This is a genomic window from Niastella yeongjuensis (assembly GCF_900110245.1).
Lineage (GTDB): Bacteria > Bacteroidota > Bacteroidia > Chitinophagales > Chitinophagaceae > Niastella > Niastella yeongjuensis.
The window spans coordinates 630,845-643,990 of sequence record NZ_FOCZ01000002.1 but is presented as its reverse complement, the minus strand read 5'-3'; the positions used below and the strand labels follow the sequence as shown (position 1 = coordinate 643,990).

Genomic DNA, 13,146 nt, shown 5'->3' with positions numbered 1-13,146 from the left:
TCCACCTAGTTCCATAATGGAAAATACAAACTATTGTTATACGGATCGCCTGTTGTAGTGGCATCTATTTGCGCCTGAGGTATGGGTCGCAATACATGCTTTTCAATTATGTTGGCAGCGGCTTCTTTATTATGACTGCGTACCCGTTGTAATAATTTTCCGGTGCGCACCAGGTCCCACCACCGAACGTTTTCACCACAAAGCTCGCGGGTACGTTCATCCAGTATAAAGTCCAATGACAGGTCAGACGCAATGATATCCATGGCCGTTGCATTTCCCGCAGGGTATGCAGCCCTCTCCCGCACCGCATTGATGTAGGTAACAGCATTCGGCAACCCCAGCATAAAGGCTGCTTCTGCGGCCACCAGGTAAGTTTCTGCCAGGCGGAAAGCGATCACCGGCCGGACAGACGGCGAATTAAGATCGGCCCGTTTGGTATCGAAATATTTCGTGAGGGTAGCAGAAAGGGTGTTATCGTAATTATCAGGAGGGATCAGCAAATAACGACTGGCGGCAATTTCTGCTTTCGTTTTACTCACCCCAGGCATGTAAATGGCAGTATCTCCTAATTTAAACTTTGGTTGTCCTGCCACTGCATTTGCCGGCGCCCCGGCTGGTAATGGATTTGGCCAAACCGGATATCCTTTGGGATCTGGATTGTTGGCATACCATACTGTTTGAAACGTTTTGCCGTACCGGGTATCGTTCACCCTTTCTTTAAAAGCCGTATCGGTTAACCAACGTGTAGGGATACACCGGATATACGGACGGCCATACGGCGTACTGCGGATCATACCCGGTCTTTTCTCATACTGCCCTACCCACATGTGATTTAAAACATTATCGGCGCTGAAGGTACTTATACCGTTGCTTGAGCTGATGCCACTGTTATTGGGACCATTATAAGCCAGGTTTGCGGTATGTTGTACCGTCCAGATCACTTCCTCATTGTCTTCATTGCCTTCAGCGAACACCTTACTAAAATCCGGTAATAGATTCAAACCTAACGAAGCCCTGTTGTTGATGATATCCACGGCGGTGTTGTAGGCATTCTGATAATCATCAGCCTTTTTCGCAGCAGAGCCCGCCCGGGTAAGGTATACTTTCGCCAGCACATGTTTGGCAGCTACGGCGGTCGCTTTCCCGCTTAATACGCCATTGCTTTTAGGACTTGCCGGTAATATCGCTATGGCATCTTTCAGGTCCTGAATAATGGCGTCGTAAATACTGGCCAGGGGGTCACGTTTTGCTGCAGTTGTCGCTTCCGACTGAAAATGCAGGTTCAGGGTAACATCGCCCCAAAACTGTGCGAGCATAAAATAGTAATTGGCCCGCAGGAATTTGGCTTCCGCCACCAGGTTGTTTTTAGTAGCTGCCGGCAGGTCAACTTTATCAGCATAATCAATAACACCATTACAGGTATTGATAAAAACATAAGCTGCTTTCCAAAGCGTGGTGATGGTACCATGTGATGATGTATAGCTATAAAGGTTGATATCGCTGTTGCCATCTACACCCCGCTGAAACTCATCGGTCCCTATTACCGTAGCAGTAAACAATTCCTGTGCGCCCCAAAAATTGCGCATCCCTGCATAGGCAGCATCCACTCCCGCCTGCAAACCCTGACTGGTTTGAAAAAATGCTGGTACCAGTATGGAGTTGGGCTCTTCTTTCAGTTTTTTATTACAACCGCTCATTCCGATGATGAGACCGCTGCAGAATAAAAATATCTTTTTCATATAGCTTGTTTTGGGTGGTGAAAATTAAAACGACATATTAATCCCGAAGATCATCGACCAGGTAGGCGGTGTATCAATGCCCACAGTTCCTGAACCCTCAGGATCTATACCTCCTGCCCGCCGGTATGGCGAAAAAAGAATGAACGGATCTGCTACAGTTGCATATACCCGGAAGTTCTTTGCGCCTATGCGTTTTATTAATGACTGATCAAGATTATAACCCAGGCTTATGCTTCTGATCTTTACAAATGAACCGTCGAAATAACTCAGCACCGAACGGTTCAATGGATTGGTAGCCGCTGAATTTGCTTTGGGATTCCAGGGCTCGTTGTTCCCGGGTGTCCAGTAATGTGTTTTTAAATTGTTGTATGTGCCCTGATAAGTGTTTACAAAATTGCCTCCATATAAACTGCTGTTCATAGTATAGCCCCATCGTGCAAATGCCACTACTGTCAAGTCAAAACCGCGGAACCCAAAACGCTGGGTAGTACCACCTTCCCATTGGGGTTGACTTGTTCCTACAATTATGCGGTCGTAAGTGGCATCTATTTTGGAATCGGGTTTACCATCGGGACCGCTGATGTCCGCCACGCGAATGGTGCCTATAACTGATGAGTTACCAGATACCGACAATCCCAATGCTTTTGCTGCGGCAGTATCTGCTGCCGTATTCTGCCAGATACCCACTCTTTGATAATCATAATACACATTCAACGGCTGCCCAATAAACCAGCCATTAGCAGCGTCTTTTGTTACCCCTCCTGACAGCTGGGTTATTTTACCCCGGTTCACGAAGAAATTGAAATCACTCGTCCAGCTGAAATCTTTACGGGTTTGTGCCTGTATGTTAGTAGTATTGATGTGCACTTCAATACCTCTGTTCTCCGTTTTACCAACATTGGTAACTATTGGATTTGGAATGCCCGATGTTGGCGGCAATGTTTGCGGCAATAACAAGGAGTTGGTAAATGCTTTATATAACTCCACGGAACCGGTAATACGATTTCCCAGCAATCCGAAGTCGACACCGAGGTTGGCTGTTTTCGTATATTCCCAGGTAAGCGTATTATTGACTGTAGACGTTAAATAAGCGCCGGTAACCATGTTTGAACCGTAGTTATATACCAGTCCTGATAATTGTCCCAGTGTTTGATAGGCATTGATCGACTGCTGCCCCACGCTTCCATAACTGGCCCTTAATTTCAGGTTGCTGATAGCCGGTATATTTTGCATGAAGTTTTCGCGGCTCACATTCCAGGCAAAGGCTACTGACGGGAATGAGTGCCATTTATTCCCTTCGGCCAGGCGGGATGATCCGTCGGCACGAATTGTCAATGTTAACAGGTAACGGTCGTTGAAACTATAGTTAACCCTTCCCATGTAGGAAAGGATATCGGCTTTTGAAGAACTGCCTGTACCTTTTAAGTTTGACCCGTAGGTTGGATTGAAATATCCAAGGTAGTCGGCCAGGATATTGGTGTTATCAAACTGGTTCGTTTTAGAGCTCACCTCCTGCAGGCTGTACAACCCGGTGAAATTAAACTTATGCTTTTGCGCAATAGTAGCATCATAGATCAACAGGTTTTCCAGGGTATAATTATTCGATGTTTCGTTCCGGTTAGAGGAAGCCGAACCGCCCTGGTTGATCCGGAAATTTGTTTTGTCGGAATAAAAGTTTCCATACACATCCGATCTGATCTCGGCCCCGGCATTCAACCGATACTTCAGTCCTTTAAACAAATTCGCTTCCAAATACAGGGTGGTGAATGTTCCCAGGCGTTTTCTGTTTTCCACGGCAGCACCGGGAATCAGATCGGCCAGCGGGTTCCACACCTGGTTGGCGCTTCCGGGCACATAGGTATTCAATATATTACCGGCACTATCATAGGGCGATGCCAATGGGCTGGCACGCAGCGCTTGCGCCATAGGGTTGGCGCTTTCCCCTTTTCGTACGGAGTAGGTGTTCAATGAATTCAATCCTACTTTGAATATTTTTCCCAGCTGTTGATCAACACTCAGTTTTACCGTATATCGCTCAAAGCTTTGCCCGTAATAAATACCGGTCTGGTTAAAGTAACCACCCGAGATCGCGTATTGTGTTTGGTCTGAACCGCCAGTAACTCCTAACTGGTGATCGGTGATCATCCCGGTTTTATAGATAAGACTTTGCCAGTCGGTATTCCGGCCTGTTTTTATCCCTTCTACTTCGGCGGGATCAAAAACCCCATTGGTCAGGAACTGCGGATCATCGAGCCCGGTGTATTTGCCCGGGTTGGCAATGATGTTAGCCCATTTTTTCAGATCTGTAAATTCAGCGGCATTCATAACCGGAAACTCTTTTGTTAGTTTACTGGTACCCACATAACCACTGTAGGTAAATACGGATTTGGCGCTTTTGCCGCGTTTGGTGGAGATCAGGATCACGCCATTGGCGCCGCGTGAACCGTAAATGGCTGTAGAGGACCCATCTTTCAATATTTCAACCGAGGCTACATCATCCTGGTTCAGGTCATTGATACTGCCGTTAAATGGAATACCATCTACAACGATCAGCGGGTCGTTGCTGGCGCCTAACGACCTGGTGCCCCTGATCAAAATGTTTGGCGTAGCGCCTGGTTTGCTGTTGGCGCCGCTTCGTTGAATATCTATCCCTGCGCCCTGCCCCTGAATGGCAGCGGCCAGGTTGGAAGAAGGAATGTCTTTTATTGATTGTTCATTAATGGAAACAATGGAGCCGGTAATATCCGATTTACGCCGGGTACCGTACCCTACCACAATGACCTTATCCATTTCAAGTTTGTCGGCGGTTAAGGAAATATTCAGGCCTGACAGTTCCGTGGTACCTACTTTCACCTCCTTATTTACGTAACCAACCATGGTGATGGACAGCGTGCTTTTAACTGGCGCTGAAATTTGAAAGGCGCCATCTGTTGTTGTGGTGGAACCCATAGTTGTTCCTTTCACTACTACAGATACGCCCGAAAGCGGTTCGCCGGCATCGTTTTTAACGGTCCCTTTTATTATCACCGTTCTTTCCTGTGCCTTCAGCGGGAAGGAGAAACATAGCAGGCATACCGTGATAAATGCACTGTTTTTAAAAAAGGTATTGCCGTACCTTTTTTTGTTTTGCAAGTGTAGCATAGCAATCGTTTTGATTTATAAATGGCTATTTTTCCTGATGCAACTAACAGATTATAACAACAGCCCGTCTATAAGCAAATCGCTATTCATTCAACTATTTTGGCAGAATGATCTTTGATGAGCAACTGCATAAATAAGCAGAGGCGGTTCAAAGACCGCCTCCTGTAACTAACTAACTAACTGTAAAGAAACATACTATTGCTGCGTAACCATATAAGGATACCTGCCGGCACTCAAATTACCAACTACTCACACTGGCCTTTATATAGTTTTTAGCATTGTATTAAGTTATTTTAACAACCACCCATCCAACAATATAAAGGGCCGTCCCTATTCTATAGGAACAGCCCTTATACCCCTCCGGGCTACTAATCATTTTGGACTTGGGAGGAGCAGTGTTGCAATTGCTTTCGGCCGCCGAAGTCTTCGAAGACGCAAGCTTTGGCGAAGGTTAACCGCCTACACGCCTGGTTGCGGATTCGGCGACTGAAGAAGGACTACCGGTTGTGCGTTTTCAAAATTGCCGGTTAAGGTTTTTTTTGCCACCACGTTTGTCGTTCCCGAAATGTTGTGTGTGCGCCAAGGTAAAAATCGTCTTATAATCTACATCCAACAGATCACTGATCTTGTATAATTCGCCTAACGTAAACTGATCAACGTTCGCAATCAAACGAGTCATTCGGTTATTGTTTGTACCCAGGTCGTGAGCCATAATAGTTTTAGGCACATGGGTAAAGATTTCCTTGAATTCGGTTATGTGTTTTCCTTCAATCAGAATTTTTACAGCTTTATATCGTGGATCTCTTTCCATTTACCAAAGAAAAAAACAAATTCATATTGAAATTTCATAAAGGATGCATTGTACTTTATTTGTTATAAACAGTTCTTTTTTGTACTGCTGTTATAACTAAATTCGTTACGATCGATACAGTGTCCATTCTTCCTGCATTTGTTACCAAAACCGCTCAGCACCTGTATCTTACCCAATTCATCCCCTGATATTAGTTTTAAAAAGAAGTAGTGGTCCACTGAAGTCATAAAGTTTTCCACTAAATTCATTAGTACAAATTTACTAAAACTATTAGTATTTTTGGTGTGTCATCAAACAAATAATTATGGGCTTCCCGTCTCCGGCCAAAGATTACCAGGAGGATGTGATTGAATTGTCGCAATACCTGGTTCAGCACCCTACCGCCACTTTTTATTTCCGGGTTTCCGGCGATAGCATGGTCAATGCCTGTATGCCACATGGTTCCCTGCTGGTGGTTGACCGGTCGCTGAAACCCGCCAGCGGCATGATCGTACTGGCGGTGGTCAATGGGGAATTTACTGTGCGTCGCATTGTTCAAACCCGTAAATCGCTGGTGTTACACCCCGAAAACCCGGTTTATAAACCATTGGTAGTCACAGAAGAAATGAACATGCAGGTATGGGGCGTGGTAACCGCCGTGGTAGTGAAGTTTAAATATGATAATAATGATCGCATTGGTTGACTGTAATAATTTTTATGCATCGTGTGAGCGGCTTTTTCAGCCCCGGCTCCAAAACAGGCCCCTGGTTGTGCTCAGCAACAACGATGGTTGTGTTATTGCCCGGTCAGACGAGGCAAAGGCGCTGGGTATTGAAATGGGAGCCCCTTCCTTTTTAATAGAATCCATTCTGCAACAACACAACGTATCGGTTTTTTCTTCCAACTATACTTTATACGGCGACCTCAGCGACCGGGTTATGACCACCCTTTCGCAATTTTCCGATCAGCTGGAAGTGTATTCCATCGACGAGGCGTTTTTAAACCTGTCCTCCTTCCGGCATCATAATTTAACCGACTATGCGCAAATCATCCGCAGTACGGTACTGCAGCATACCGGTATTCCTGTTTCCATTGGCATTGCACCTTCCAAAACACTGGCAAAGATGGCCAACCGCCTGGTAAAGAAAAGAAATAAACGGCTGGGTGTGTATTGTATCGACACCATGGAGAAAATGCAATTCACGTTGCAGAACACACCCGTTAATGACATCTGGGGTATCGGCAGTCAATATACGAAACTGCTCACCCGCAATGGATTCATCACAGCCTGGGACCTCAGCCGCGCTCCGGAAGAATGGGTGCGGAAAAATTTATCGGTAACAGGGCAGCGGATGTATCATGAATTGAAAGGCATTTCCTGCATTCCTTTTGAAGAAATGCCGCCCAAAAAGAAAATGGTTTGCGTGGCCCGTGGGTTTGGAAAGGTATTGAACGACAAAAACGAAGTAATGGAAGCCCTGGCCAACTTTACGTCTATGGTAGCGGCTAAACTGCGCAGTGAGCAGCTGATGACCAATACCATTCAAATATTTGTGCAAACAAACGCCCATCGCGCCAACGAGCCGCAATATTTTCGTTCCCTCAGCATTCGCCTGCCTGTTGCTACCAACAGCACCAACGAACTGATCGCCCATGCCCGCCAGGGGTTTGAAACCATTTACCGCCCTGGTTATAATTACAGTAAAACAGGTTGTACAGCTATGGAATTGGTACCGGCCACCGAGGTACAGCGTAACATTTTCGATACCGAAAACAGGGCACGGAATTCGCAACTGATGCAGGTGTTGGACAAAGTGAACAGATCGTTTGGCAAGAATACCGTGCGGTTTGCCTTGCAGGGGTTCAGTGCGCGGTGGAAGCTGCGCCAGTTGAAATTATCGCCCTGTTATACCACCCGCATCGAAGAAGTATTGACCATAAAAATCTGAGCTATGCACAATCCGTTTGTTTTACTGACAACCCGGTTGCTGGAATCGCTGATAAAAGCGGACAACACTTTTTTTGTGCGTCAAACCTATCCGCGTGGTAAAAACCAGCTCGATCCCCTGAACAAGGCCGCTTTTTTATTTACCCACTATACTGATTACAGCCGCGCAAAAACTCATTACGATACGCTGGACAATGATCCCAACAGGTTTTTATATAATATAAACGAGCGGGAGCATTATGATAAAATGTTCATTGCCGCCAGCCAGCCTGAAGGTTTTCATATTTATAGTCCGGTGGTACAAAAACCCTGGAAACCTACCGCGCCTATTGCCGCGCGGATCCGTAACTACATCAATCAAAAGATGGGCTGGAATCCCGGCCGCAGCGATGCCGTGAAGGCCGATCTTTTTGTTCAGTTTGGCGAACTTTTCATTACCTTAAAGTTTGGGATCCATGAGGTAAAATTACCGCTCGCTGACATTGAAAACTTTTGATGCATGTGTTACGATATTTCCTTTTCGTCGAACATTCAGTTGATAACAGATTATTTGCCCGACCTGATAGTGGATGGGCAGCTTAATTTTGATTTTGACATGGCCATTCACGTAATGGCACAGGCCTACCGCAAATACCCGGTTATTATTAATGATGGCGGCGCCTATAAATTAATGCCATTCGAATGGGGCGTTATTGCCGATTACATGAATACCCCTGAAAAAATAAAGCAGAGCCGGCAATACATGTGCAATGCCCAAAGTGAAAAGATCATCAATGATAAAAAGTCTTTCTGGCGAAGGATCCGTTCAAAAAGATGTCTTATTCCGGTGACCGGCATTTTCGAGCACCGGGAAATAAAAGGGTGGAAAAATAAAGTGCCTTATTTTATTCACCTGACAGACAGACCCATGTTCTGCATTCCCGGTTTATATCATTACGCTCCCATTCCCGATGTGGAAACCGGTGAAATAAAAGGAACTTTTACACTTATTACGCGGTCGGCCAATTCCGTGATGAAACAGATCCATAATGGCGGGCCCAATGTGTTCCGCATGCCGATGTTCCTGCCCAAAGAACTGGAATTAAAGTGGCTGCAATCCGATTTAACGGATGAAGGCATACAGGAGGTGCTTGATTTTGAAATGCCTTCCGAGCAACTGGATTACTGGCCGGTATTCACCATCCGGTCTACCAAACCACGCCCTGACAGTAAGGAAAAAACAGCCCCGTACGAATGGCCAAACCTGCCGCCATTGGGCATTGACGAAAGTACGGAGCAAAAAAGCCTGTTCTCATAGTAAAACTACTGCATCCTGTATTTGAAACAATAATATTAGTAATTGCCCGTTCTTTAGTTCTCACTACCGGGGATTGAGGAAACGCAATGTGGATAAGCCAGCAACCGAAAAATGAGTACCAGAACAGAGAATTTAGTGTAACCCGGCCTGTCAGGTGAACAGTGTGGAACATATCGGCGAAGTAAGTAAGGTAAAATTGATTGCGATGCCGTAATTCCCCTCCCCTCCCCAGGCTTTTCCACATCTGTTTTGCATGATTGTTACGATAGCAAAAACACGAAGTAAACCGTAGAAATATACTGTTGATATCCTACTAAGATTGATATTGGCAGAATTGAAAACTTTTTATATTTTTTCAAGGACTATAACTTAACTGTTATTAAACTAATCCTTTTAATCCCATGAAACTCAACCAGATCGTATTTAATGGCCTGCTTCTGTTTGCAAGCAGTTCTGTAGCGTACTCACAAACAATTACTACTGTAGCCGGTGTTGTAGGATCTCCCGGATATGGAGGAGATGCCGGTCCGGCCAACAATGCCCGGTTTAACCAGCCAAGGGCGGTGGCCACCGACAACGACAACAACCTGTACATTGCGGATATGCGTAACCACGTTATCCGTAAAGTAAATTCCAATGGTATCATCAGCACCGTAGCTGGTAATGGTACTGCCGGTACAGGCGGTGACGGCGGGCCCGCCACTGCAGCCCAGTTAGCCCAGCCAACTGGTATGACCATCGATAACGATGGCAACATCTACATCGCTGACTTTAACGCCTCTGTAATTAAGAAAGTAACCACCTCAGGTATCATGAGCATCTTTGCCGGTAACGGTACTGAAGGTTTTAGTGGTGACGGCGGTCCTGCTGCGCAGGCAAAGCTGTATCGCCCTACTGCCGTTGCTGTTGACAAAGAAGGTAACCTCTACATTTCAGATGCTTCTAACAAAGTAATCAGAAAAGTGAACAAACAAGGGGTTATCAGCACCGTAGCAGGGGTTCCCGGAAGAGCCGGTTACGCTGGTGATGGCGGTCCTGCAACAAAAGCGTTGTTAACGCAACCTGGAGGTATTGCTGTAGATTACTCTGGCAATATTTATATAGCTGATCCTTCTAACTCAGTGGTACGTAAAGTAAACGCCGCTGGTATCATTACCACTTTTGCCGGAAACGGTACTGCTGGTTACAGCGGTGATGGCGGTCCTGCCATCAAAGCTCAGTTCCAGATGGGTTCACCCCAGGGTTTGGCTGTTGACCCCGCTGGTAACGTATATGCTTCTGACTATCAAAACCACGCCATCAGAAAGATCAATGCAAAAGGTATCATCACTACCATCGCTGGTACTGGTGCACCTGATTACGCTGGTGACGGCGGTCCTGCTATCCTGGCGAAGATCTGGTACCCAATCGGTATCGCTACCGATGCTGGTGGTAACGTATTCATCACAGATAGCTACAACAACACCATCCGCGAAATAGTATCATCCTGTAACGCTCCCATGCCTTCGTTTGAAACACAACCCGCCAACAAAAGCGCTTGTGCCGGTGGCAGCGTAACATTTACTGTTGCCGCTAACAATGCCGACAACTACCAATGGCAGGTTCAAACAAATGGCGAGTGGGCTGATATAGCAGAAGGTGGTAATTACTCAGGTGCTACCACAGGTACACTTACCGTTAACGGTATCACTGCCAAAATGAACAACTTACAATACCGTGCTGTGGCCAATAACGCCTGCCGCACCTTGTTCTCCAATAAAGCAGCCTTAACTGTTTCAGGTGGTGGTGTATTACCAACCCTGGCAGTTGCTCCTGCACTGAATGGTATGTGTGCTGGTTCTCCTGCAACTTTCAATGTGAAAGTAACCAATGGCGGAACTGCTCCCAGCTATAAATGGATGGTGAACGGTAATGAAGCTGGTGCTACCGGCCCTTCTTACAGCAATGCTTCTTTAGTTGATGGCGACAAAGTAAGCGTAGTAATGGCAAGTGCTGGCGGTGGTTGCGGAAGCGCTCCCATCTCTTCAAACGTAATTGAAGTGAAAATGGGAACTGCTCCTGAGATCAAATCAAACACAGAGATCAAAATATTCGAAGGTTTCAGCGCTAAATTAACTGCTACCAGCGGTGGCACCCCCATCACAGGTTACTCATGGACACCTGCAGCTGGTGTAACTGGCGCCAACACAGCAAGCCCAATTGTAAAACCTGCTAAAACCACTGTTTATAAAGTATCTGGTACAAACGCCAGTGGTTGCGCCGGAACAGCTGACGTTACTGTAACTGTAGTTAAAAAGATCGCCATGCCTAAAGCTTTAACGGCTGGTACTCCTTTCGCAATCCCTGCAGTTGACCCTGCCTTCACGCTCACAAGCTTCGTGATAACAAGTGCTGCCGGTGCAGAAGTTTTCAGAACAACCGATATCTCCAAGGGTTGGGACGGAACTAACAAAGGCGCGAAAGTTGCCTCTGGCATCTACACCTACACTATCACCGGAACTTTGCAAACTGGTAAGGTTAGCGTAAAAGGAACTGTTTCAGTAGTTAAATAAACTTTCTGGGATATACATAATAAAAAAGGGTGGACCGGTTGATCCACCCTTTTTTATTTTACATACTGTTGAAAATCAACCCTTCTTCATTTCGCACTTATTCCAGATCAAGATTCAGATATTTTCCGGCCCAACACTTGCATAATTAAAAAAACGTGTTAATCTTTGTATTAACAATTTCACTCAAGTATTCGTACCCAATCTTCCTACTGAATAAGCCTCCGGTTTCATCTATCATCATCCTTTCTAGTAATCCTGTTTATCTGTAAATAGATATTTACAGCTGAGCATTCTAATATATTCCAATCTCCCCTGCAAAAATCAATTTACCTCCAATTCCTGTGGTCCTGGTTACTATTTGCTTCACCCTTTCAAACCACAGTATGACACAATTGTACCCCGCTATTAAAAAAATAGCTTTATTAACCGCTCTTATAACATATAACGTTGTGGCTAATGCGCAATCGTTAAACTTCAATAACCCTACCGTTGAATCGGGCACATTCCAGCAGGCAGGATGTGTTTACCGTTTTTCGTCGGTTACAACAGGAGGTCTTATCGATGCATTGGTAAAAGTAGACAGCCTGATCAATGTAACACAGGTTGGCATAGATGCCACTCCTTCTGGTTCTTCTTCCACTGCCCTTCAACCACAATTAAGTTCTTTGGGTGGCATAGGTTATCATTATGCCGTGTTTACGATCACGTTTGTAAACAAAGGTACAACAGTACCCACGTCCGTATTTAATTTCAGCAGTGTGTTTATGGGTATCGACGGTAGTAACCAGATAACGGAGTTCAATGCGATCACCGTTGACAATCCTACCTGGCAATACGTTAGCCCTACGCCCAAAGTAGTAGTTACTCAAAATGGCAATACGATGTGGGGCACAGCCACCGATTCCAAACCAGCGGGCGGCCAGGGCATCGATGAACACGATTCTACCCAAATGTTCAGGGTAAGCACGCCTTCCACTTCGAGCGTAACCATGCGGGTTGGTTATTATCAAAATCAACATGGCTGGAGCGGCAATGACCTGTTCAGCCTGAACATGCGAGGCAGCGAGCTCCCGTTAACACTTTTACCAGTTACCCTGGTAAGCTTCACCGCCCAGCTCACCAATGAAAAAGTATGGCTGACCTGGAGCACCCAACAGGAGGAGAACATAAGCCATTACAGTATTGAAAGAAGTTATGACAATAAGGAATTTGGGCAGACAGGGCTTTTGTTCCCGGCCGAAGATCCTTCCATAATCAATAACTATTCTTACAAGGACCCCCTCAATAAAATAGCCGCATCCGTGATCTATTACCGGCTGAAGCTGGTTGATAAAGACGGGAAATACAAATACTCCGAAGTAAGGACCGTACGCATCGGAAGCACTAACAATGGCAGTGCCAGGCTATCCACCTGGCCTAACCCGGTAGTGAACGAGTTACATGTTTCGGTTCCACCCAACTGGCAAGACCAGGCTTTAAAATGCCAATTGCTGAACTCGATGGGCAGTATAATAAAATCATTCAGCATACAACAAACGGCCACAATAGGCATGGCAGATGTACCAGCTGGCACCTACTACATTAAAGTGGCTAATGGTGCAGCATTCATTACGCAAACAATAGTAAAATCAAGAAATTAAAAATAGTTTTTAAGGGTACGATCAATAACGCCGTTCTGT

Annotated in this window: 10 protein-coding genes; 6 read left to right on the top strand and 4 right to left on the bottom strand. The window is 45.7% G+C overall.

Features of this window, described 5'->3' with window-relative positions; all coding sequences use genetic code 11:
• Positions 1 to 5 precede the first annotated feature (5 nt).
• The 4 genes from BMX95_RS07360 to BMX95_RS34440 all read right to left on the bottom strand — a co-directional run bounded on the left by BMX95_RS07360 (position 6) and on the right by BMX95_RS34440 (position 5,939).
• Positions 6 to 1,739, bottom strand: a complete 1,734-nt coding sequence (locus BMX95_RS07360) for a RagB/SusD family nutrient uptake outer membrane protein (protein ID WP_081201393.1) — start codon at positions 1,737 to 1,739, stop codon at positions 6 to 8.
• Between the two features lie 24 nt (positions 1,740 to 1,763).
• Positions 1,764 to 4,880 carry a SusC/RagA family TonB-linked outer membrane protein gene (locus BMX95_RS07355; protein WP_081201391.1) on the bottom strand — a complete coding sequence of 1,039 codons (3,117 nt, stop codon included), beginning with the start codon at positions 4,878 to 4,880 and terminating at the stop codon, positions 1,764 to 1,766.
• Between the two features lie 514 nt (positions 4,881 to 5,394).
• Positions 5,395 to 5,559 (bottom strand): hypothetical protein, encoded by a 165-nt coding sequence (locus BMX95_RS34900; protein WP_165758969.1) that lies wholly within the window; start codon positions 5,557 to 5,559, stop codon positions 5,395 to 5,397.
• 194 nt (positions 5,560 to 5,753) lie between these two features.
• A complete protein-coding gene (locus BMX95_RS34440) occupies positions 5,754 to 5,939 on the bottom strand; it encodes a hypothetical protein (protein ID WP_133053960.1) in 186 nt (61 codons plus the stop codon).
• A gap of 41 nt (positions 5,940 to 5,980) precedes the next feature.
• Between BMX95_RS34440 and BMX95_RS07345 the strand changes: the two genes are divergently transcribed.
• The 6 genes from BMX95_RS07345 (at position 5,981) to BMX95_RS07320 (ending at position 13,107) form a co-directional block, all read left to right on the top strand.
• The gene (locus BMX95_RS07345) at positions 5,981 to 6,373 is read left to right on the top strand and encodes a LexA family protein (RefSeq protein WP_317043934.1); all 393 of its coding nucleotides are present in this window, start codon (positions 5,981 to 5,983) and stop codon (positions 6,371 to 6,373) included.
• Positions 6,357 to 7,619, top strand: coding sequence for a Y-family DNA polymerase (locus tag BMX95_RS07340; protein ID WP_081201384.1), 1,263 nt, complete (start codon positions 6,357 to 6,359; stop codon positions 7,617 to 7,619). The genes BMX95_RS07345 and BMX95_RS07340 overlap by 17 nt, the downstream gene beginning before the upstream one ends.
• A 3-nt stretch (positions 7,620 to 7,622) precedes the next feature.
• The gene (locus BMX95_RS07335) at positions 7,623 to 8,114 is read left to right on the top strand and encodes a hypothetical protein (protein ID WP_081201383.1); all 492 of its coding nucleotides are present in this window, start codon (positions 7,623 to 7,625) and stop codon (positions 8,112 to 8,114) included.
• Between the two features lie 3 nt (positions 8,115 to 8,117).
• The gene (locus BMX95_RS07330; RefSeq protein WP_081201382.1) at positions 8,118 to 8,915 is read left to right on the top strand and encodes an SOS response-associated peptidase; all 798 of its coding nucleotides are present in this window, start codon (positions 8,118 to 8,120) and stop codon (positions 8,913 to 8,915) included.
• A gap of 401 nt (positions 8,916 to 9,316) precedes the next feature.
• The gene (locus BMX95_RS07325; protein ID WP_081201380.1) at positions 9,317 to 11,467 is read left to right on the top strand and encodes an NHL domain-containing protein; all 2,151 of its coding nucleotides are present in this window, start codon (positions 9,317 to 9,319) and stop codon (positions 11,465 to 11,467) included.
• A 383-nt stretch (positions 11,468 to 11,850) separates the two neighbouring features.
• A complete protein-coding gene (locus tag BMX95_RS07320; RefSeq protein WP_081201378.1) occupies positions 11,851 to 13,107 on the top strand; it encodes a T9SS type A sorting domain-containing protein in 1,257 nt (418 codons plus the stop codon).
• Positions 13,108 to 13,146 lie beyond the last annotated feature (39 nt).

Coding starts and splice junctions, on each gene's coding strand:
- BMX95_RS34900 (WP_165758969.1), bottom strand. CDS start 5,559: ATGACTCGTTTGATTGCGAACGTTGATCAGTTTACGTTAGGCGAATTA.
- BMX95_RS07340 (WP_081201384.1), top strand. CDS start 6,357: ATGATCGCATTGGTTGACTGTAATAATTTTTATGCATCGTGTGAGCGG.
- BMX95_RS07360 (WP_081201393.1), bottom strand. CDS start 1,739: ATGAAAAAGATATTTTTATTCTGCAGCGGTCTCATCATCGGAATGAGC.
- BMX95_RS07325 (WP_081201380.1), top strand. CDS start 9,317: ATGAAACTCAACCAGATCGTATTTAATGGCCTGCTTCTGTTTGCAAGC.
- BMX95_RS34440 (WP_133053960.1), bottom strand. CDS start 5,939: ATGAATTTAGTGGAAAACTTTATGACTTCAGTGGACCACTACTTCTTT.
- BMX95_RS07335 (WP_081201383.1), top strand. CDS start 7,623: ATGCACAATCCGTTTGTTTTACTGACAACCCGGTTGCTGGAATCGCTG.
- BMX95_RS07320 (WP_081201378.1), top strand. CDS start 11,851: ATGACACAATTGTACCCCGCTATTAAAAAAATAGCTTTATTAACCGCT.
- BMX95_RS07355 (WP_081201391.1), bottom strand. CDS start 4,880: ATGCTACACTTGCAAAACAAAAAAAGGTACGGCAATACCTTTTTTAAA.
- BMX95_RS07330 (WP_081201382.1), top strand. CDS start 8,118: ATGTGTTACGATATTTCCTTTTCGTCGAACATTCAGTTGATAACAGAT.